This window comes from Ulvibacterium sp., from assembly GCF_965248315.1.
In the GTDB taxonomy this organism is placed as follows: domain Bacteria; phylum Bacteroidota; class Bacteroidia; order Flavobacteriales; family Flavobacteriaceae; genus Ulvibacterium.
Genome location: NZ_CBDFIX010000002.1, coordinates 764,995 through 785,474 on the forward strand (window position 1 = coordinate 764,995; position 20,480 = coordinate 785,474).

Below are 20,480 nucleotides of genomic sequence, written 5' to 3' on the forward strand. Positions count from 1 at the left end.
TACCCTTGGGTATGACAAATGTCATAAAATTATAGACTGTAAATTTTCTTTTTACATTTACAGGATTATGTCCTTCGCATTCCCAAAAAAAGAAAAGCTAAAAAGCAGGAAATTGTTCGATATCTTGTTTGCTCAAGGTAAGACTATTACCAAATACCCGGTAAAATTAATTTATCTTAAAACGGAATTACCCAATGATGCCAAAATCCAAACGGCAGTGGCCGTCCCTAAAAGGAGCTTCAAAAGCGCTGTTAAGCGCAATCGAATAAAACGATTGCTACGGGAAGCCTACAGGTTGAACAAAGCCATTGTTTTTAACAATAGTGAGGGAAACTTTGCGTTTCTATTTTTATACCTTGGTAAAGAAATGCCGAATTATAAAACGGTAGAACAAAGTATACGGACAATACTTCAAAAATTTAACAATACAATTATCGATGAATAAATTGATGAAAAAGAAAATCCTGATCCCGGTATTGGCCGTGGTTATTTTGGTTTCGGGAAGCAGTTTTAAAAGCGACTTCTTCGAAATCGCGAAACAAATAGAAATTTTTACCACCCTGTTCAAGGAGTTGAACATGAACTACGTGGACGAAACCAATCCGGCAGAATTGATGGATACGGCCATCAAAAATATGTTGGACGAACTGGATCCTTATACCAAATTCCTAAACGAGCAGGACGTGGAAGCCTTTAAAATTAACAATGCAGGGGAGTATTCCGGTATTGGGGCTTTGGTGCGTTCGTATAAGGACAAGTTATTGGTGGTTGAACCTTACAAGGGTTATCCTGCGGATAAGGCAGGTCTTAAGGCCGGTGATGAAATCGTAAAGATTGGCGACATCACTGTTGCGGACTTTGATGACAATGCCAGTGAGCTTCTAAAGGGGGCAAACAACACTTCCGTTAAGGTAACCTATAAAAGACAGGGAGAAACCTTGACCGCTACCATAGAAAGAGGGGCCGTAGAAGTAGATGCCGTACCTTTTCACAAAATGGTTGATGATAAAACCGGTTATATTGTTCTGGCCAAGTTTAACGCTAAGGCATCAGCTCAAACAAAAGAAGCCTTAATTGATTTAAAGGACAAAGGCGCAGAAAAAATTATTTTGGACCTTAGAGGTAATCCTGGTGGACTGCTTTCCGAAGCCATTAATGTAACCAACCTTTTTGTGGACAAGGGTGAACTCATTGTAACCACAAAAAGCAAAGTGAAAAAATTCAACCGGGAATACAAAACGAAGAACAAACCTGTAGATGCCGAAATTCCGTTGGCGGTCCTGGTAGATGGCAGCAGTGCCTCTGCGAGCGAAATTGTTTCCGGAGGGTTACAGGATTTGGATAGGGCCGTCATCATGGGTGCCCGAAGTTTTGGTAAAGGCTTGGTACAACGTCCATTGAAATTGACCTATGGCACGCAGTTAAAAGTGACCATAAGCCGCTATTACACCCCTTCCGGAAGGTGCATCCAATCCTTGGATTACTGGAACCGGGACGAGGCCGGTAATGCCGTGAGGAATACCACCTTCAATGAATTTACTACACGCAACGGCCGCAAGGTAAAGGACGGGGGCGGTGTAATGCCCGATGTAGAGATTGCAGCCACCAAAGCCAATGAACTTACCTCCGCCCTTTTAGGTAACAATGTCATCTTTGACTTTGCCACTGATTATTACTACAAAAACAAAGTAGACAATGTGAATGCGTTTACCTTTTCCGGTTCCGATTACCAAGCTTTTAAGAATTACGTAGAACAAAGTGACTTCTCCTTTGAGACCAAAACGGAAAAAGTGTTGAAAGGAGCTATGACCGACCGTGAAGAGACAGTTTACAATACTACCATAGAGAACGACTTCAAAACACTTTTGGTAGATATTGAAAAAAGTAAAATTGCGGCTTTGGAGACCTTTCAAAATGAAATCCAGAAGAAATTGGAGGATGAGATTATAAAGCGCTATTTCTATCGCGAAGGGCTGTACGATTATTATCTAAGTCACGATGAAGCTATTTTGGCGGCAACGGAATTATTGGGAAATAAAGACAAATATCGCAGTATTTTAGAATAAGAAGTGAACAAATGTTCACCGCGGTATTTCACGTTTAATACGCTAAAAATGATGTTTGGGTCCAAACAATTCAATATATTAATGGTAGCTACTTTTGAAGTAGTCAACATTGATTAGAATTTTGATCAAAATGAAAAAGACGATATGCTTTGCCCTTGTTACACTGCTGTTGGTTTCCTGTAACAATTCCAAAAAATCAAAAAACACTACCGAAACTGAAACCGATTGGGTCGTGCTTTTTGATGGCACCACCACGGATGCTTTTCGAGGTTATGGGATAAAAAAATTTCCAAAGGGTGTTTGGAATGTGGAAAATGGGGTGTTAATTGCCAATCCTGATGTGCCCAACAGGGATTTAATTACAAGGAAACGATACAAGGATTTTGAATTGGAGTATGAATGGGCGGTGGATACAGCAGCCAACTCCGGTGTTTTCTTTCATATGCAGGAGGACCTATCCATGGAATCGAATAACGGAAATAGTCCCAATTGGTTGGACAATTTTGAGCTACAGGTCTTGGACGATCAACATTTTTATGATACGTTGGCTGTCCGTTCCGCAGGAGCAGTCTATGATCTGATAGCACCAGAAAACAAGAAATTAAAGCCCATTGGACAGTTCAATCAGGCCAAATTATTGCATAAGGATGGTTATGTAGCGCATTGGCTCAATGGAAACAAAGTGGTTGAATTCGAAATGAACAGCCTGGAAATGAGAGCGTTGCTTTCACAAAGTAAGTTTAAGGAAAACCCGGACTTTCACTCGGATAAAGAAGGGCATATTATGCTTCAACACCATGGCCAAAGGGTTTATTATCGCAATATCCGTATAAAAGAACTTTAGCCGTTTTCTTAAATACGGTTAAGGGGAGTTTCAAGACTTTGCTTTGCTTTCAAAATTATTTTAGGCCATTTCCCTTTGGCACCAGATTCCCGCCTGTCACATTCATAACGTTCCTAATAATCCGTTGTATTTCCGACAAAATCGTATTTCCAAATTCCGTAACTTCTAGGTAAATTGCCTATATGCAAGGACCTGGAATTTTTTTGGCCCAATTTGCGGATGACACCCCTCCTTTTAACACCATTGAAGGTATGGCGCAATGGGCATCGGATTTGGGATATAAAGGCGTCCAAATTCCAACTTGGGACAAGCGTTTGTTCAATTTGGATAATGCCGCCGCGTCCAAAACCTATGCAGATGAATATGTAGGCAAGCTAAACGAAAAAGGGCTTTCAATCTGTGAATTGGCTTCTTATCTCCAAGGGCAGGTGCTGGCCATGCATCCAGCCTATCAAAAATTATTTCAAGGGTTCTATCCCAAAGGATTAAATGCCAAGGAATGTGTGACTTGGGCAACAGAGCAATTGAAAAAAACCGTTCAGGCTTCGCTTCATTTTGGTACGACCAACATTTCCGTAATGTCCGGTGGCCTGGCTTGGCCCTACATCTATCCATGGCCCCAACGCTCGGCGGGCCTTATAGATGATGCTTTTGAGGAATTGACCAAAAGGTGGTTGCCTATCCTCGATTTTGCAAACGAAAATGGCATTACTTTCGGGTATGAGCTACATCCAGGTTCAGATCTTTATGATGGTGCCACCTATCAGCGGTTTCTGGAAGAAACTAAAGGACACCCCTCTGCCTGTCTTACTTATGATGCCAGTCATTTTGTGCTACAGCAATTGGATTATATTGATTTTATTAAAATCTTTAAGGATCGAATTAAGGCTTTTCACGTCAAGGATGCCGAGTTTTTGCCCGATGGTATGACGGGCGTTTATGGAGGGTATCAGGATTGGAAACAGCGTGCCGGGCGGTTTCGTTCATTAGGGGACGGCCAAGTGGATTTTAAGCATATCTTCACTTTACTAAGTTTGAACGGGTTTGATGGTTGGGCCATTATGGAATGGGAATGTTGTGTGAAAAGTTCTGAGCAAGGGGCAAAGGAGGGAGCCCCCTTTATCAAAGAACACATGATTCAGTCTTCCAAACGTTCGTTTGATGATTTTGCAAAAAGTGAAACAGATAAAGACCTCAACAAAACTATTTTAGGTATTTAATGGCAAAGGAAATCAACATCGGTATCGTTGGAACTCAATTTATGGGCAAGGCCCATTCAAATGGATATTTACGGTTACCCCATTTTTTTGACTTACAAGGTACTCCCGTTTTACATACCGCCTCTAGCATCAATGAAAAACAACTTGCTGAATTTTCCCGGAAGTATGGGTGGAAAAACCAGGAGCCTGACTGGAAGCAGCTGGTACAGAACGATGCAGTAGATCTAGTGGATATCTGTGCCCCTAATAATCTACATGCTCCCGTCGCTTTGGGAGCCATAAAGGCCAGAAAACATGTGTTGTGCGAAAAGCCCATGGCCCTAAATGTGGAGGAGGCCAAGCGAATGTACGAGGAGGCCGAAATGGCAGGAATCGTACACATGATGATTTTCAATTACCGCTTTTTACCTGCTCTGTCCCTCGCAAAAGAGTTGATCAGCAATGGGAAATTGGGAAAAATACACCATTTCAATGCGGTTTACCTTCAAGACTGGCTGGTAGATCCAAAATTCCCCATGGTTTGGCGGCACGATATAAAAACTACCGGATCTGGTGCCCATGGGGATATGAACGCTCATATCGTCGACTTGGCCAGGTTTCTCTTAGGAGAGTTCGAGGCCGTTACGGGACTCCAAAAGGTATTCATAAAGGAGCGGCCCTTGGCCAACGGGAAGGGTATAGGTACGGTAACGGCAGATGACGCCACTTTATTTATGGCCCGATTTCAAAATGGAGCGGTAGGCTCCTTCAATGCAACACGTTTTGCCAACGGGCGGAAGAACTATATGGGGCTCGAAATTTTCGGGAGTGAGGGCAGTCTCATTTTCAATCTGGAACGATTGAACGAGCTTCAGTATTTTTCCTTGAACGATTCCAAGGAAGAGCAGGGCTTTAAAAACATTTTGGTTACAGAAAATAGTCATCCTTATATTGATGCCTGGTGGCCCCCAGGACATATCATCGGGTGGGAACATACCTTCGTACACCAATTTTCCAAGTTGATTGACGGCATTGCCCAAAATAAACCTGTGGCACCCAGTTTTTATGACGGGCTCAAATGCCAAGAAGTGCTAGATGCCGTGGTCAAATCGGCTCAAGATGAAAAGTGGATAACCCTATGATTTTCCAGAGGCCTTAAAACTAGAAATTACATCTATGCTAGATCCAAAAAAACATGAACTCCTTAAAAACAAGGCCCGTGAAATCCGTAAGGAAATTGTATCCATGGTACATCGGGCCAACAGCGGGCATGTAGGGGGTAGTCTTGGCGCTACGGATATCCTTACCGCCCTGTATTACCATGTTATGCAACACGACCCGAAAAATCCCGAATGGGAGGAACGCGATCGTTTTATCCTTTCCAAAGGGCATTGTACTCCGGTAATTTACGCTGTATTGGCGGATTGTGGCTATTTCCCCAAAGAGGATTTACTGGAGTTCCGTCGTCCGGGGAGTCATCTCCAGGGTCACCCTTATCAACCCAAAACACCCGGAATAGATGCCTGTACAGGAACACTGGGTATCGGTATTTCTACCGGAGTAGGTATGGCTTTGGGAGCCAAACTTAAAAAGCAAGACCAATATTATTACATCCTCTGCGGAGATGGTGAAATCCAGGAAGGGCAGGTTTGGGAAGCGGCCATGTTCGCCAACAAATATAAGTTGAACAATGTTATCGGGTTTGTAGATCGTAATTATTTGCAAACCGATGGATATTCCGAAAAAGTAATGCCCCTAGATCCTTTGGTGCCCAAATGGGAAAGTTTTGGATGGAAAGTTTTCGAAATCGACGGGCATGATTTTGAGGAAATCACCGATACCATTGAAAAGGCAAAAAAAGAGGATAAGCCTGTAATGATAATTGCAAACACCACTAAAGGTAAAGGGGTGTCCTTTATGGAAGGTAAGGCCGAATGGCATGGAAAACCTCCCGCGAAAGATGATTTTGAAAGAGCATTGCTGGAGTTGGGATAGATTGAAGAAATTCCAAATTCCAAATCTTAAAAAATATCACAATACACGAGTTACTGAGTAAATTAAAACATGGAATACAAACAAACAAGACAAGGTTATGCCGATGCCCTCATAGAACTTGGCAAGAAGAACGAAAAGGTATTGGTGCTGGACGCAGATGTAGCCAAAGCCACTTTGACCGAACAATTTGAGGCTGCATTTCCTGATCGTTTTTTTAATTGTGGCGTTCAAGAGCAGAATATGCTCTCCGCAGCCGCGGGCCTGGCATTGGAAGGTTTTGTTCCATTTGCCTCGACCTTTGGGGTGTTTGCCACCTGTAGGGCGGGAGACCAGATGCGCAGCAGTATAGCCTACCCCAAGTTGAATGTCAAAATCGGGGTAACACATTGTGGAATCACTACTGGAGGCGATGGTGCTTCACATCAATCCAATGAAGATATCGGAATGGCTAGGACATTACCCAATATGACCGTAATCGTTCCTGGGGATTACGAAGAATCTCGATTGGCCACCCATGCCGCTGCAACTATGCATGGTCCCGTATATCTTCGTTTCGGACGGGATAAATATCCAGTAGTTCCCGAGATTCACGAAGATTTTGAAATTGGAAAGGCAAAATTATTACGGGAGGGGTCGGATATCACTATAGTCACCACAGGAATTATGGTAAGCGAGGGATTAAAAGCTGCCGATTTACTCGAAAAGAAAGGGTATTCTACAAGAGTGCTACATATGCATACCGTTAAGCCTTTGGACGAGTCCGCCATTATCCAGGCGGCCCAAGAAACCAAGGGCATTGTAACCGCAGAGGAACATTCCATCTTGGCAGGCTTAGGTGAAGCGGTTGCCGGTGTTGTTGCGGAAAACCACCCCTGCCCCGTGCATCGTATAGGTGTAATGGATACTTTTGGAGAATCAGGTCAAAGTCAAGAATTGATGGACCTGTATGGCCTAAGGGCGAAAGATATTGTAGAAAAAGCACTTAAAATTCTTGAGTAATGGAAGCACTTGTAAAGTATGACAAAGGTCAAGGCAATGTTCGCCTCCAGTATATGCCGGACCCAAAAGTGGAAAAGGGCAAAGTGGTTCTAGAAGTGAATTCTTGTGGTGTATGTGGAACAGATCTACACGTCTACCATGACACTTTTAAAAACTACCCTCCCGTAATCTTGGGCCATGAGTTTTCCGGACGGGTCGTTGAAAAAGGGCCTAATACCGATGGTATCGATCTCGGGGGGCGCTTTAGTGTGCTTGGAGCCCTTACTGTTGTTTGCAATGATTGTGAGTATTGCCATAGCGGTGACTTTATGTTCTGTAGGACCAGACGCGGTATGGGACATGGTGTTAATGGTGCCTTCACTAAATATGTAGCTGCACGTCCGGATCAATTATATGCCACGGCAACCCATGTAAGCGATGATGTGTCGGCTTTAGTAGAACCTTTTGCCGTTGCCGTACACGCCGTGGGCGAAATCGCCAATGTGCAATTCGGGGATACCGTTCTGCTCTCCGGTCCCGGCCCTATCGGGATGCTCTTGTTGAAATTGTTATTGGCCCAAGGTTTAAAAACCATTGTTGCGGGGACTCGTGAGGACGAGCATAAACTAAAAACCGCTTTGGAGTGGGGCGCACATGCTACCGTAATGGTCGATGTTGAGGACTTGCAGGAAGTTATACAACAGGAGACCAAAAGAAAAGGGGTTGACATTGCCTTTGAAACTGCCGGGGCCCAAGGTTCTGTGGCCAATTGCCTTACTGCCTTAAGGCCATTGGGCCAATACGTGCAAGTGGGCCATTTTGGCAAAGAAATTACCATCCCTTTTGATTTGACGGCCTTTCGACAATTGAACATCAAAGGTTCTGTAGGCTATACCCGAGCCACATGGGATCGGGCGGTAGAAATCATTAATCAAGGAAACATTAATTTCGAAGATACTATTTCTCACCGTATGCCGCTCAGTGATTGGCAAAAAGGGTTTGACTTGATGGAACAAAAGAAATCGCTAAAAATATTGCTATATCCCTCCTAATATTAAAATCTGCTATGAAAATTTCTAAAGCCGACTTATTGCTGGATACCAAATCCATTTTGGGAGAGGGTCCCGTTTGGGATTGGAAAAAACAGCATTTACTCTGGGTGGATATCGAGGGGAATGTCCTACATCTATTTATCCCAAGGAAGCAGCAGCACAGACAATGGACTTTCGATGGAATGTTGGGAGCAGCGGTCCCCATCGATAATGGAACTGTGCTCTTAGCTCTGGAATACGGATTGGCTACTTTTGATTTGACCAACGAAAAGTTGATTAGACTTCCTGTACTCAAAAATTCGAATCCCGCAATGCGCTATAACGATGGCAAGGTAGACCCTAATGGTAATTTTTGGATAGGGAGTATGCATAAAAAAGCTACTCCCAAAATGGGTAACTTTTATCGGGTGGATACTAAAATGAATACTACCCAACATATCGCAGATACTTCCATTTCCAACGGTATGGCATGGACATCCAATCAAAAATCATTTTATTATATTGATACCAGCACATATGAAGTTTGGCGATACGACTATGATATTGCAACCAGTGAAATCAGGAACAAACAGGTTGCCTTTTCTATTCCCCCAGATTTTGGTGGGCCGGATGGCATGAGTATAGATGCCGAAGATATGCTTTGGATCGCCCATTGGGGCGGGAATTGCATTCGTAGATGGAATCCAAATACCGGCAAGGTATTGGAAACGGTAGAAGTTGACGCCCCCCATGTAACTTCCTGTTGTTTTGGTGGAAATGATTTAAAAACTCTGTATATTACTACGGCAAGAAGCGGGCTTTCCCAAAGTCAATTGGAAAATTTTCCTTTAAGCGGCGGGCTTTTTGTATATGAATCCCAAGTTAAGGGTACGCCCATCAGCTATTTTAAGGACAGCACATGAAATATTCGGGTTTACGAAATAAAATAGCCATTGTGACCGGAGCAGGTGAGGGCATTGGCCGTGCCATTGTAGAGCTTTTGGCCGCGGCAGATGCAAGGATTATCCTAAATGATATCGATGAAGATAAGGCCCAGGCCGCTTCGGACAAAATTAATGCCAAATACCCCTATAGCTGCCTTCCATTTCCCGGTGATGCTGGAGATATTGCCTTTATAAATGAAATGGTTGATTTTACCATAGAGCGATTCGGAAAAATAGATTTTATAGTACCAAATGCAGGCATTACGCTTTTCGGGGATTTTTTGGACTTTACACCGGAATCTTTTCAAAAGGTAACTCGTCTCAATATGCAGGGCGCCTTCTTCTTGGTTCAACGCGCGGCCAAGGAAATGATCAAACAAGGGACAGGTGGTAAAGTTGTTTTGATGTCGTCCCAAGTGGGGATAAGGGCCTATCGCCATTTGACCACCTATGCCATGACCAAAGCCGCCCTGCGCATGATGGCCATTAACTTGGCCTATGAGCTCGCGGAACATCGCATTCTGATAAACACCGTAGCTCCTGGGGCCACCTTAACGGAACGGACCAAGGAAGAAGAACCCGACTATGAAGGGACTTGGTCCCAGCTGAATCCAAATGGTCGCGTAGGAACTCCGGAGGATATTGCAAAAACCTGCCTTTTTCTCCTTTCGGATGAAGCTTCCCATATCAATGGCCTAACGATAAACGTAGATGGTGGTTGGATGACGGCCGGTAAGTATCCCGAAGACCTGTGCTAAATCAAATTTAATACACACATTTTTTATTGTCCGCCTTAATATAGTGTTTCCCAAAATTCTTGGCCTTCGGATCTATACACCCTTTTAAATTCTTTATCTTGATATTTTTAAAATCAATAGGTTGGCCCTCGCTTTGCAAAGCAATAAGACCTTCCTTTAAAAGCTGTCCATCCTTCTTTATTTTCGGATCAAATCCCTCCACCACCCCACCTCCTATCTGAGGTCGGGTATATTCCAATACCTTTTCGCCATTAATCATATGGGTAACCAAGGAATCCCCAAGTACAATAAGTTCTGCCCTTACCCATTGATCGCCATAATAAGTTTCGGAACTGGAACTGATACAATGCCCGGGGTAGCGTTCCCCTTCAAAAATCACTTCGGTACCTGGCGAGCACATATTGCCCGTAGGTCTGGATTGCCCAACTTCTATACCTGCCAAGAATTGCATCTCTACGGAAATGGGCCAGTTTTGTTCCTTAAGCATTGTCCTAGGATTCTGCGAATGGTACATTACACCACTATTCTTCAAGGTATAATCAGGTGCTCCGGGGTGAAGTTCCCCTACAAAGCGATAATCGAGCCGTAAATGAAAATACGAGTAGGGCGTATCATAATACAAGTGTCCAAAACGGTCATTGAAATCCCCTTCATATTGGTCATAACGCACTTTTATAATGCTATCCTCTACACGAAAGGTGTCGCCATGGTTGTCCCCTACCTCATAGTGATGGATCTTCGTAGTCCAGCCCTTCAAATTTTTCCCATTGAATAGGGTTTTCCAGTCTTCATCAGAAGTTGCCATCTTTTGTGAGGCACAGGAAGTAAATAGAAAAAAACTAAAAAGCAAACAGGAGATACTTGAAATATGATGGGTCATTACATATGTTTTGATATTCTTGTTGGTATAAAAAATTTTGCTGCCATATCATCATATCTTAAAATACACCTTCTTTTTATCCAGAAAATAAGTGAGATACCAGAAGATAAAAAGAACGAATATAGCATTGATTACCATAATCCAATTTTGGGATACTCCTAAAGGACTTAAGAGGCCTTCCGTCCATATTTTTCCAAAATCGCGAAACCATTGATGGCCCACAGTTTCTGCAAATAGATAAATGAAAATGGAATTGGTCCCCACCACCGAAAAAATCCTCAGCCACTTTTTATCGTTATCCTTCACATCAATAGCCCAATAAAAAAGGGTCAAGATGAGAATGGCGAACCCACCGGAGGCCAAAGTAAAGGAAGAGGTGGCGATACGTTTTATTATAGGGGTAATATTGAGCCAATCCAAGGCAAATCCCAAAATGAGAATAGCCGTTCCAAATATCAAAAAAGCTTTTATTTTTTCCTTTTCAGGAATTTTGGACAGTAGTACCTGCCCGCAGATTACACCCCAAATTGTATGTGCCGCCGTCGGGATAAAATTCACAAAAACCCAGTAGCCTCCGTTTGTTTTGCCCATCACCAGCATATCCACAAAGGAACCGAAACTATCATGACCCTGGGCATACGGAGCTGACAGATTATATACACGATACAATACTTCGGTCAGGATCAACAGCAAAATCGATATGCCAATTTGTAACCTATGTGGAAGATGCATAATGGCATAGGCTATTAAAATGGTAAAAGACAATTGCACCAAAACGTTCCAAAGCTCCCAAACTAGGGCATGTGCATAAACACAATGCAATAATGCCCCGAAACTGAACAATAAAAAGCAGCGTCTAAAGATATGCCTGTTTACGGCACCACGGCTTCCTGAAGCCAATCGTTTCCTTAGGGAAAATGGCATGGCCACCCCCACAATAAACATAAAAAAAGGTTGAATTAAATCCCAAAACCGAAGACCGTTCCATGGATGATGCTCCAATTGATGGGCAAGACCGGAAAAAGCGGTGCCCTCCGTAAGTTCCACAAAACTATGATGGAAGCCTGCAGCCTCGGCGATTAAAAGAAACATGGTAAGCCCTCTAAAAACATCCAATGAGAAGAGACGTTTTGATACATTTTCGGCAAATTGTGACATCGGTTGGTTTTTATGGACATACAATATAGTCAATAATTCCATGATCCCTTTGTTGAAAACCTGCTCCAAATGATTTCCGTTTATGGCTTTTATCTCTATCTTAGAAATTGCAAATAGAAGAACTCTTAGATGAAAAATCGCTTGCTATGCACTACAATCCTTGCCTTTGTCCTAACAGCTGTTTCCTCTCAAAAGCATGATGATTATATCTGGTATGATCCCTTGGAGTCCATAAATCGTTTGGAAGGGCAAGGTTGGGAAAATATGGTCTACCATCGTCTGCCCGATAAGGCAGAAAAAACAGTGCGTAACAAAGTTTGGGGGCTCTCCAAACATACAGCTGGATTGGGAGTGCGTTTTGAAACGGATGCCGATTCCATTTCTGTTCGCTACCAAGTGGATGGCAACCTGGCCATGAACCATATGCCTGCAACTGGGGTCAGTGGCGTGGATATGTATGTGAAAGCCAAAGGAACTTGGCTATGGGTAAGGGGCCGAAGAAAATTTGATGACATCATTCAATATGATTTTGCCTTGGATGCCTTGTCACACGCTATGCACGAACATCAGTTGCTTTTGCCCCTTTACAATGCTGTAAAGAATCTAAAAATCGGTGTACAAAAAGGGAGTTCCTTTAAAATCCTTCCGGTAAGATTGGAAAAGCCGATAGTCGTCTATGGTACCTCCATCGCCCAAGGAGCATGTGCTTCCCGGCCTGGAATGGCCTGGACCAACATTTTGGCACGCAGGCTGGATTACCCCGTGGTAAACCTAGGCTTTTCCGGAAACGGGCGTTTGGAACCTGAGGTCATAGACCTGATCAATGAAATTGATGCCTCGGTTTACGTTCTGGATTGTCTACCCAATCTGCGCCCAGGGGAGGAAAACACCAAGGAGGAAATCCAGAAACGAATTCGCAACAGTATCTTGTCCCTTCGGGAAAAACATTCCAAGACCCCAATTGTATTGGTACAGCATATGGGGTATTCCGATGGTATCATGGAAAGTAAAAGAGCATCAGTCTACAAAACTCTAAACCTTTGGGTGGAAGAAACTTACATGACCCTTCAAAACAAAGGGGTTCTGAATCTTTACATGCTGACGAAGGAAGAATTGAATCTTTCCAATGACGCCTTTGTTGATGGTACGCATCCGACCGATTTGGGGATGGAACAATACGCAAAGGCCTATGAAAAGAAAATCAAAGACATTGGGATAAGTAATAAATAGTCTAAACCACAATGACCAAAACCTGGAATAATTGCAAAAATCGTTAAAAGCCCATATTGAATATCTGCTCTGCATAAGCATTGAAAAGATCCATTCACTTTCAGGTGGCGATATCTCGCAAGCCTATCTCTTGGAAACGGAAAACGAGCATTTCTTTTGTAAAGTGAATCATGACGATAATGCCTACAAAATGTTCGTAGCAGAAAAGGTTGGTTTAGAGGCAATTTCCAATACCCAGGTTATAGCCACACCCAATGTCCTACTCTGTGAGCCTTTAGAAAAAGGTGCTTTCTTGATTATGGAATACATCAAACCCGGTAGGGCTTCCCAAACGGAGATGGAGCAATTAGGGCATCAATTGGCGATGTTACATCAGTTTTCAAAATCCGATTTCTACGGATGGGAGACCAACAACTTTATCGGAAGCCTTCCTCAAGAAAATAACCAGTGTTCCAATTGGCCCGAATTTTATATTCATGAACGTCTCCTCCCCCAGATTAAAATGGCAATGGTCAACAAGCGGCTTGGCGTATCGGATATTCCATCCGAATCGCAACTTTCCGTTACTTGCAAAAACCTTTTCCCAAAAACCGAACCAGCTCTGTTACATGGTGATCTTTGGGGTGGAAACTATCTCGTTTCACAAGGCGGGAGACCCTATTTGATAGATCCCGCCATCTACTATGGCCATAATGAAGTGGATATTGCCATGACCCGATTGTTCGGTGGATTTGATTCCTCCTTTTACCATGCCTATGGGGAACATTTTCCCAAGGAGCCTTTTGAGAGCGAACGCACAGATATATATCAACTTTATTATTTGCTTGTCCATCTAAATTTGTTCGGTAGATCGTACTATGGGTCGGTGCGGTCCATTTTAAAACGTTATTTCTAGTACATCAAGTACGGCCACGTTAGTAATTTGATAAATGGGCATAGCAATAATCCATGGAGGATTGAAATTATTTTGTTTTTCCGTATTTTTAGAAAAACTAATCCCTGTTAATCCATGCCATCCAAACTTCTTTGTTCCCTCTTTTCCATAATTACTATACCATTGGTTCTTTTTACAAGTTGTGAGCCTTCTGAAAAAAGAGGCTCATCCGATAAACAATACGTAACATGGTCTTCTTATTTGGGAGATCCCGGACGGAGCCACTACTCCACCCTATCACAGATTACACTGGAAAACATAAAAACCCTAGGGGTTGCCTGGTCCTATGAAGCGGCTGATTGGGGCCAGATGCAAATGAATCCCATCGTTGCGGATACGATTTTATATGGGGTGACGGCAGCCATGCGGGTAGTAGCCCTACATGCCGCTACGGGCGAGGAAATATGGCAATTTGGAGATTCCGTAAAAGTGTGGCATTCCACAAGCCGAGGTGTTTCCTATTGGGAGAAAGGAGGGGACAAGCGTATTTTATATACCCGTGGTTCGGATTTATATGCCTTGAATGCCTTAACAGGACAACCGATTCCGACTTTTGGAGATAACGGTAAGGTAGATATGCGTACTGGTTTACCAGAGTCCGACCGAAGCAAATTTGTAATTTCCAATACCCCAGGAACCATTTATAAGGATATTATTGTGATGCCTCTTAGATTATCCGAAGGTCCGGGTGCTCCTCCAGGGGATGTTATGGCTTTTAATGTAATTACCGGATCCGTGGAATGGGTGTTTCATACCATTCCCCAAGCGGATGAAGAAGGTTATGATTCCTGGGGAGATGAAGACCCGAGGAAGAGTCCGCTTGTTGGTGCCGCCAACAACTGGTCTGGTATGGCCGTGGACGAGGAGGAAGGAATCATTTATGTGCCTACGGGATCGGCAGCTCCCGACTTTTATGGTGGTGTTCGAAAAGGGAGCAATCTATACGCTAATAGTTTGGTGGCCCTGGATGGCGATACGGGCGAGCGTATCTGGCATTTTCAATTTACACATCATGATATCTGGGATCGTGACCCTCCTGCTCCACCCAACCTTTTGATGGTGGAACGTAACGGTAAAAAGATTCCGGCCGTGGCCCAAGTAACAAAACAAGGTTACGTCTATGTTTTTAATCGAATGACGGGCGAGCCTTTATTCGATATTGAGGAACGACCCGTGCCCACCTCAACCTTAGAAGGTGAGGAAACTTGGCCTACCCAACCTTTTCCCATAAAACCAAAGCCCTTTGCACGTCAATCTACAGAACTGTCCGAGAACAGTGTAAGCCCCTACGCGGAAAACCAGGAGGAACTGCGGGAGCTTTTAAGAACGGCTGATAAACGCATCTACGCCCCTCCAAGTTTGGAGCCCACAATTCTATTGCCAGGTTATGATGGGGCCGCTGAATGGGGAGGAGCGGGCGCCGATCCCAAAGATGGGATTCTCTATGTAAATTCGAACGAAATGCCTCGTATGCTACAAATGGGCATTGCTAAAAATGACTATGCCGGATTGCCTTTAGGTCAAGGCGTATATAACAAATATTGCATAACATGTCATCAGGCTGATAGAAAAGGTGTGGTGGCCAGTGGTTTTCCATCATTAATCGACCTGCAATTACGAAAGGAAAAAAATGAAGTTTCCACTATTGTTACTCAGGGTAAGGGCATGATGACGGGCTTCCCACAGATTCCAAAGGAAGAAATGGATGCACTTCTGCGATTTCTATTTGATGAGGAAGTACAACATAGCGTTGCCGAGGAATCTGACCAAAAAGATTCCATTGCTATTCCCTACAAACATGCAGGCTATAATAAATTCTTAGACAGTAATGGGTTGCCGGCGATAGCTCCTCCCTGGGGCACTATGCATGCCATTGACCTAAATACAGGGGATTTTATTTGGTCCATTCCCTTTGGCAATACACCAGAATTAGGGGATGAAGGAATTGGTACCGGTACTGAAAACTATGGCGGCCCAATTGTAACCGAAAACGGACTTTTATTTATCGGAGCTACCCGAGACGGGTATTTTAGGGTATTTAATAAATATACCGGGGAATTGCTTTGGGAATACAAACTGCCCGCAGCGGCTTTTGCAACGCCTGCCATGTATGAGGTAAATGGAAAGCAGTACATCGCCATTGCTTGTGGGGGCGAAAAATTGGGAACAGAAAAAGGAAATCAGATTATAGCCTTTGCTTTAAAGTGATTTAAGATTAGTTAATGCATGGGGACTCCTTAAATGTGCCCCTATTCCGTACCAACATCCGGTATGCGCCGATCTTTTCGTCTAAATCATAGTTTTCCATTTGGTAATCCGGGGTGTACAATACATTATCCCAATAGGCGGTCTGAGGTTCCTTGGCCCTTAAATCGTTGGTTTGCTCCATCCAGTTTTTGAGTTCTTTGCTCAATTCGTTTCTCACCTTTTTGTATTTCGGGTTTTCGATTTCATTTTTTAAATTATAGGGGTCATCGGCCAATACATATAATTCTTCCATGGGACGTTTGCCAAAAGCCAATTGAAAATAGTCTTGGTCTGATGGTTTTCCTTCCATAGCCATAATCTGGAATTTGGAAATGGAATTGTCCACATCCCCATACTGCCCTACGGACTGATGTACTTCCGGGTCTCCTGCAGGCCAACGATCAGGTTCAAAATTCTTGATGTATAGAAAATCCTTGGTGCGAATTGCCCGTGATGGATAGCTCAAATCCCCCTTGCGAACATTGGCGTGTCGTTCCCGTTCCAAAAAGACTTTACTTCGGTCGGATTTTGTAGTGTTTCCCTTTTCAAAAAGTTCCAACAAGCTATTTCCACTAAACGTCTTAGGGATATCCAATCCAGCGGCCTCTAAAAAAGTAGGGCCAAAATCGATAAAGTTCATAAAATCGCCAATACGTTTTCCGCCTTCTATATGATCTTTCCAATACATTGCTAATGGCATCCTCGTACCGTAATCATATAGCGTTGCCTTCGCTCGGGGGAAGGGCATTCCGTTATCACTGGTCATAACGATAATGGTGTCGTCCAATAAACCTTGTTGCTCCAATATGTTGATGATGTTTCCCGATTCCCGGTCAAAACGTTCCGCTTCAAAATAGTAATCAAGGATGTCATTTCGCACGCAAGGCGTATCGGGCAAAAATCCTGGAACATTAACCCTCTCTTGATCCATTCCTGATCTTACTCCGGTATTCGTTTCATAAACCCGGTGCGGATCACTGCTGCCGAACCAATAGGCGAAAGGTTGATTGTTCTTTTTGTCCTTCAAGAAAGTCCTAAAGTCGGGATAATCCTTCCCCGCGGGATTGTGTTCATATCCCCCTGCTTTAAAATCTCCTGGTCCCCAGCCTTTGCGACTCTTTCCCGTGAGGTATCCGGATTCTTTTAACAACGACATCCAATTGGTAAATTTGTCTGGAATTACGGACCACAGATTACCGGCACTTTCCAATTGGTGGGGGTATCTTCCCAACAAAATACTAGCCCGCGAAGGAGAACAGGAGGGTGCGGCACAATGGGCGTTTTCAAAAACTGCTCCCGCGCTTGCCAAAAAATCGAATGTGGGTGTGCGGACAACCGAATTACCATAAGCCCCAGCATGTGGATAGGACCAATCATCGGCAATCAAAAAAAGAATATTTGGTTTTGACGGGGGTGTTTCCACTTTCTCCTTTGTAGGAAAAGCTGCTCCGAAAGACAGTACTGCCATTCCGAGAACCAAAACGATTCCCAAAAACTTACTTACGGTAGGGATTGTCAATTTCATAAGGTTTGTTAACTTTCCAATAAATATAGTACTCAAAAATCGAAAAATGGACAAAATAAAAGTTTTGGTCGTGGGTTGTGGCCATATGGGAACCAGCCACGCCCGCGCCTATCATCAACTACAGGGTTTTGAAATCGTTGGTCTGGTAAGTAGAAAGCCAGAAAGTAGGGAACGCTTGTCCCAAGAATTAGGAGGGTATCCTACCTATGGAGATTATGCCAAGGCGTTGGACGAAGCAAAACCGGATGCTGTATCGATAAACACCTATCCGGATACACATGGCGAATATATTCGGATGGCCTTGAACGCCAACGCCCATGTATTTGTGGAAAAGCCCTTGGCCTTAACGGTAGAGGAAGCCCAAAGTTTGGTGGGTCTGGTCCAAAAAAAAGGAAAGAAAATGGTGGTTGGTTATATTCTTCGGGTACATCCGGCCTGGGCAAAATTTGTGGAAGTGGCCAAGTCCCTTGGAAAACCCCTGGTCATGCGCATGAACCTGAACCAACAAAGTTCCGGTAGCAACTGGTACACTCATAAACAATTGATGAACAGTATGTCCCCAATTGTGGATTGTGGAGTTCACTATGTAGATGTTATGTGCTTGATGACAGAATCCATTCCCGTTAGCGTTAGCGCAATTGGAGCTCGGCTTTCCGATGAAATCGATGCCGAAATGTACAATTACGGACAGCTACAAGTACGATTTCAAGACGGTTCTGTCGGTTGGTACGAGGCCGGTTGGGGACCTATGATGAGCGAGACCGCCTTTTTTGTAAAGGACGTAATCGGACCCAAAGGGTGTGTTTCTATTGTGGACGAGGCCAAAGGGGATAGTGATAGTGTTGATGATCACTCTAAGACCGGGGCCTTGAAACTCCATCATGCAGCTACAGATGAAAACGGAAATTTTGCCAAGGCGGACGAAATAATAGACACCTCGGATGAGCCTGATCATGATGGGCTCTGCCTTTTGGAACAGGAATACTTTCTAAAGGCCATTACCGAAGATATGGATTTGGACAATCATTTACGCGATGCCGTAAACAGTCTGCGTATTGTGCTGGCGGCAGATGAATCGTTTCGAACTGGGAAAACAGTCGAATTGTAAAAGTCGAATCCGTCTTCAGAGAGAGGTGTTGCCATCTACGAAAGAAGGCAGATAGGACAGTCACTACTATTATATTTAATGGATGATTCAACTTATTGAAAGAGCCAAAGGCTTTACGGAACGAGTGGCCTTGGTCTCTAATGGAACCTCGTATACCTATGGTCAATTATTGGACTCGGCTCAGCATGTTGCGGCACATCTTTTGAACGGAAAAGCTGACTTGGAAGAAGCTCGCATTACCTTCCTTGTACCCCCATCATTTGAATACACGGCTATACAGTGGGGCATTTGGATGGCTGGGGGCATTGCTGTTCCACTTTGTGTGCTTCATCCGTTACCCTCCATTGAATATGTATTAAGGGATACCCAAGCCAAAATGGTAATCGCCCACCCGGATTATATGGATTTCCTATCTCCTTTGGAAAAAGAAAATGGTGTTTCTATAGTTGCCTTGACGCCCGTTTTGGAAAATCGTTCTGCAGAACTTCCTGATATCCGTACGGAACAAAGGGCCATGATTCTTTATACAAGTGGTACCACAAGCAAACCCAAAGGTGTGGTCACTACGCATGCCAACATTCAAGCTCAAATTACCACTTTGGTAAATGCCTGGGAATGGCAACAGGACGATTATATCCTAAACATACTTCCTCTTCATCATGTACATGGCATTATCAATGTAATGAGCTGTGCATTATGGAGCGGGGCCTGTTGCGAATTTTTGCCCAAATTCGAGGCTGAAAGCGTCTGGAATAGTATCAAATCAGGTCGATTGACTTTGTTTATGGCAGTTCCTACCATCTATTATAAACTAATCGCCTTTTGGGACGACGCTTCCGAAACGGCACAAGAAGAAATGTCCGAAGCTGCTTCAAAACTTCGGTTGATGGTTTCCGGTTCTGCAGCTTTGCCCGTACCCGTGTTGGAAAAGTGGCGGAAAATAACGGGGCAAACCTTGTTGGAGCGCTATGGGATGACCGAAATAGGAATGGGACTTTCAAATTCCTATCGCGGGGAAAGGAGGCCCGGGCATATTGGGTTGCCTTTGCCCGGTGTTGAAATGCGATTGGTAAATAGTGATGATAAGACGGCGGGCGAAAATGAGGCGGGCGAATTTCAAATCAAGGGTCCTAGTGTTTTTAAGGAATATTGGCAAAAACCGGAAGCGACAGAAAAGGCTTTTACCAAAGATGGCTGGTTTATTACGGGGGATATTGGCATGTTGAATAATGGATCCTATAAAATTCTCGGTCGCGATAGTGTGGATATTATTAAATCCGGTGGTTATAAAATATCGGCCTTGGAAATTGAGGATGTTTTACGAAAACACCCTATGGTTCGGGATTGTGCCGTAGTTGGGCTGCCCGATGAAGAATGGGGCGAGGTGGTCTCTGCCTGTTTGATTCCCAAGGACGAGGCCATAGATACCAAAAAAGTTTCCGAATGGTTGAAGGAGCAATTACCCAGGTACAAGATTCCCAGAAATTATATCGTTAGAAATACCTTACCCCGAAATGTTTTGGGCAAGGTAACCAAGAATGAGTTGAAAAAAATGTTTTAAGTTCCTTAAACAAAAAACCGTA

At 43.7% G+C, this 20,480-nt stretch carries 18 protein-coding genes; 15 read left to right on the top strand and 3 right to left on the bottom strand.

Going from position 1 to position 20,480, the window contains the following annotated elements:
* Positions 1-67: 67 nt before the first annotated feature.
* The 10 genes from rnpA to ACP2AF_RS04825 all read left to right on the top strand — a co-directional run bounded on the left by rnpA (position 68) and on the right by ACP2AF_RS04825 (position 9,815).
* Positions 68-445 (top strand): ribonuclease P protein component, encoded by a 378-nt coding sequence (gene rnpA / locus ACP2AF_RS04780; protein WP_425235099.1) that lies wholly within the window; start codon positions 68-70, stop codon positions 443-445.
* Positions 438-2,066 carry a S41 family peptidase gene (locus ACP2AF_RS04785; RefSeq protein ID WP_425235100.1) on the top strand — a complete coding sequence of 543 codons (1,629 nt, stop codon included), beginning with the start codon at positions 438-440 and terminating at the stop codon, positions 2,064-2,066. Before rnpA ends, ACP2AF_RS04785 begins: the two co-directional genes overlap by 8 nt.
* Before the next feature lie 130 nt (positions 2,067-2,196).
* Positions 2,197-2,910, top strand: a complete 714-nt coding sequence (locus tag ACP2AF_RS04790; protein ID WP_425235101.1) for a 3-keto-disaccharide hydrolase — start codon at positions 2,197-2,199, stop codon at positions 2,908-2,910.
* Between the two features lie 173 nt (positions 2,911-3,083).
* Positions 3,084-4,130 (top strand): sugar phosphate isomerase/epimerase family protein, encoded by a 1,047-nt coding sequence (locus ACP2AF_RS04795; protein ID WP_425238007.1) that lies wholly within the window; start codon positions 3,084-3,086, stop codon positions 4,128-4,130.
* Positions 4,130-5,251 (top strand): Gfo/Idh/MocA family protein, encoded by a 1,122-nt coding sequence (locus ACP2AF_RS04800; RefSeq protein WP_425235102.1) that lies wholly within the window; start codon positions 4,130-4,132, stop codon positions 5,249-5,251. The genes ACP2AF_RS04795 and ACP2AF_RS04800 overlap by 1 nt, the downstream gene beginning before the upstream one ends.
* 34 nt (positions 5,252-5,285) lie before the next feature.
* Positions 5,286-6,104, top strand: coding sequence for a transketolase (locus ACP2AF_RS04805; protein WP_425235103.1), 819 nt, complete (start codon positions 5,286-5,288; stop codon positions 6,102-6,104).
* 69 nt (positions 6,105-6,173) lie between these two features.
* Positions 6,174-7,103 carry a transketolase family protein gene (locus ACP2AF_RS04810; protein WP_425235104.1) on the top strand — a complete coding sequence of 310 codons (930 nt, stop codon included), beginning with the start codon at positions 6,174-6,176 and terminating at the stop codon, positions 7,101-7,103.
* Positions 7,103-8,134, top strand: coding sequence for a zinc-dependent alcohol dehydrogenase (locus ACP2AF_RS04815; RefSeq protein WP_425235105.1), 1,032 nt, complete (start codon positions 7,103-7,105; stop codon positions 8,132-8,134). The genes ACP2AF_RS04810 and ACP2AF_RS04815 overlap by 1 nt, the downstream gene beginning before the upstream one ends.
* Before the next feature lie 14 nt (positions 8,135-8,148).
* The gene (locus tag ACP2AF_RS04820; protein WP_425235106.1) at positions 8,149-9,036 is read left to right on the top strand and encodes an SMP-30/gluconolactonase/LRE family protein; all 888 of its coding nucleotides are present in this window, start codon (positions 8,149-8,151) and stop codon (positions 9,034-9,036) included.
* Complete coding sequence (locus ACP2AF_RS04825) at positions 9,033-9,815, top strand: SDR family NAD(P)-dependent oxidoreductase (protein WP_425235107.1); 783 nt, start codon at positions 9,033-9,035, stop codon at positions 9,813-9,815. The genes ACP2AF_RS04820 and ACP2AF_RS04825 overlap by 4 nt, the downstream gene beginning before the upstream one ends.
* Positions 9,816-9,822: 7 nt before the next feature.
* Here ACP2AF_RS04825 and ACP2AF_RS04830 read toward each other — a convergent pair whose 3' ends face one another.
* Positions 9,823-10,695 (bottom strand): 3-keto-disaccharide hydrolase, encoded by an 873-nt coding sequence (locus ACP2AF_RS04830; RefSeq protein WP_425235108.1) that lies wholly within the window; start codon positions 10,693-10,695, stop codon positions 9,823-9,825.
* A 51-nt stretch (positions 10,696-10,746) separates the two neighbouring features.
* Positions 10,747-11,895, bottom strand: a complete 1,149-nt coding sequence (locus ACP2AF_RS04835; protein WP_425235109.1) for an acyltransferase family protein — start codon at positions 11,893-11,895, stop codon at positions 10,747-10,749.
* A gap of 87 nt (positions 11,896-11,982) precedes the next feature.
* Here ACP2AF_RS04835 and ACP2AF_RS04840 point away from each other — a divergent pair, with 87 nt between their 5' ends.
* The 3 genes from ACP2AF_RS04840 to ACP2AF_RS04850 all read left to right on the top strand — a co-directional run bounded on the left by ACP2AF_RS04840 (position 11,983) and on the right by ACP2AF_RS04850 (position 16,225).
* Positions 11,983-13,083 (top strand): SGNH/GDSL hydrolase family protein, encoded by a 1,101-nt coding sequence (locus ACP2AF_RS04840; protein WP_425235110.1) that lies wholly within the window; start codon positions 11,983-11,985, stop codon positions 13,081-13,083.
* Between the two features lie 31 nt (positions 13,084-13,114).
* Entirely contained in the window at positions 13,115-13,978 is an 864-nt protein-coding gene (locus ACP2AF_RS04845; protein ID WP_425235111.1) for a fructosamine kinase family protein, read from the top strand.
* A gap of 114 nt (positions 13,979-14,092) precedes the next feature.
* Positions 14,093-16,225 carry a pyrroloquinoline quinone-dependent dehydrogenase gene (locus tag ACP2AF_RS04850; protein ID WP_425235112.1) on the top strand — a complete coding sequence of 711 codons (2,133 nt, stop codon included), beginning with the start codon at positions 14,093-14,095 and terminating at the stop codon, positions 16,223-16,225.
* A gap of 7 nt (positions 16,226-16,232) precedes the next feature.
* Here ACP2AF_RS04850 and ACP2AF_RS04855 read toward each other — a convergent pair whose 3' ends face one another.
* Positions 16,233-17,789 (bottom strand): sulfatase family protein, encoded by a 1,557-nt coding sequence (locus tag ACP2AF_RS04855; RefSeq protein WP_425235113.1) that lies wholly within the window; start codon positions 17,787-17,789, stop codon positions 16,233-16,235.
* A 46-nt stretch (positions 17,790-17,835) separates the two neighbouring features.
* Here ACP2AF_RS04855 and ACP2AF_RS04860 point away from each other — a divergent pair, with 46 nt between their 5' ends.
* Together ACP2AF_RS04860 and ACP2AF_RS04865 are read left to right on the top strand one after the other, a co-directional pair.
* Positions 17,836-18,897, top strand: coding sequence for a Gfo/Idh/MocA family protein (locus ACP2AF_RS04860; protein WP_425235114.1), 1,062 nt, complete (start codon positions 17,836-17,838; stop codon positions 18,895-18,897).
* 82 nt (positions 18,898-18,979) lie between these two features.
* Positions 18,980-20,458: an acyl-CoA synthetase gene (locus ACP2AF_RS04865; RefSeq protein WP_425235115.1), complete on the top strand. Its 1,479-nt coding sequence runs from the start codon at positions 18,980-18,982 to the stop codon at positions 20,456-20,458.
* Positions 20,459-20,480 lie beyond the last annotated feature (22 nt).

Excerpts from the sequence above, each read along its gene's own strand:
- ACP2AF_RS04800 (WP_425235102.1), top strand. The coding sequence starts at position 4,130 with ATGGCAAAGGAAATCAACATCGGTATCGTTGGAACTCAATTTATGGGC.
- ACP2AF_RS04785 (WP_425235100.1), top strand. The coding sequence starts at position 438 with ATGAATAAATTGATGAAAAAGAAAATCCTGATCCCGGTATTGGCCGTG.
- rnpA (WP_425235099.1), top strand. The coding sequence starts at position 68 with ATGTCCTTCGCATTCCCAAAAAAAGAAAAGCTAAAAAGCAGGAAATTG.
- ACP2AF_RS04835 (WP_425235109.1), bottom strand. The coding sequence starts at position 11,895 with ATGGAATTATTGACTATATTGTATGTCCATAAAAACCAACCGATGTCA.
- ACP2AF_RS04860 (WP_425235114.1), top strand. The coding sequence starts at position 17,836 with ATGGACAAAATAAAAGTTTTGGTCGTGGGTTGTGGCCATATGGGAACC.
- ACP2AF_RS04820 (WP_425235106.1), top strand. The coding sequence starts at position 8,149 with ATGAAAATTTCTAAAGCCGACTTATTGCTGGATACCAAATCCATTTTG.
- ACP2AF_RS04830 (WP_425235108.1), bottom strand. The coding sequence starts at position 10,695 with ATGACCCATCATATTTCAAGTATCTCCTGTTTGCTTTTTAGTTTTTTT.
- ACP2AF_RS04840 (WP_425235110.1), top strand. The coding sequence starts at position 11,983 with ATGAAAAATCGCTTGCTATGCACTACAATCCTTGCCTTTGTCCTAACA.
- ACP2AF_RS04850 (WP_425235112.1), top strand. The coding sequence starts at position 14,093 with ATGCCATCCAAACTTCTTTGTTCCCTCTTTTCCATAATTACTATACCA.
- ACP2AF_RS04810 (WP_425235104.1), top strand. The coding sequence starts at position 6,174 with ATGGAATACAAACAAACAAGACAAGGTTATGCCGATGCCCTCATAGAA.
- ACP2AF_RS04805 (WP_425235103.1), top strand. The coding sequence starts at position 5,286 with ATGCTAGATCCAAAAAAACATGAACTCCTTAAAAACAAGGCCCGTGAA.
- ACP2AF_RS04790 (WP_425235101.1), top strand. The coding sequence starts at position 2,197 with ATGAAAAAGACGATATGCTTTGCCCTTGTTACACTGCTGTTGGTTTCC.
- ACP2AF_RS04825 (WP_425235107.1), top strand. The coding sequence starts at position 9,033 with ATGAAATATTCGGGTTTACGAAATAAAATAGCCATTGTGACCGGAGCA.
- ACP2AF_RS04815 (WP_425235105.1), top strand. The coding sequence starts at position 7,103 with ATGGAAGCACTTGTAAAGTATGACAAAGGTCAAGGCAATGTTCGCCTC.
- ACP2AF_RS04855 (WP_425235113.1), bottom strand. The coding sequence starts at position 17,789 with ATGAAATTGACAATCCCTACCGTAAGTAAGTTTTTGGGAATCGTTTTG.
- ACP2AF_RS04865 (WP_425235115.1), top strand. The coding sequence starts at position 18,980 with ATGATTCAACTTATTGAAAGAGCCAAAGGCTTTACGGAACGAGTGGCC.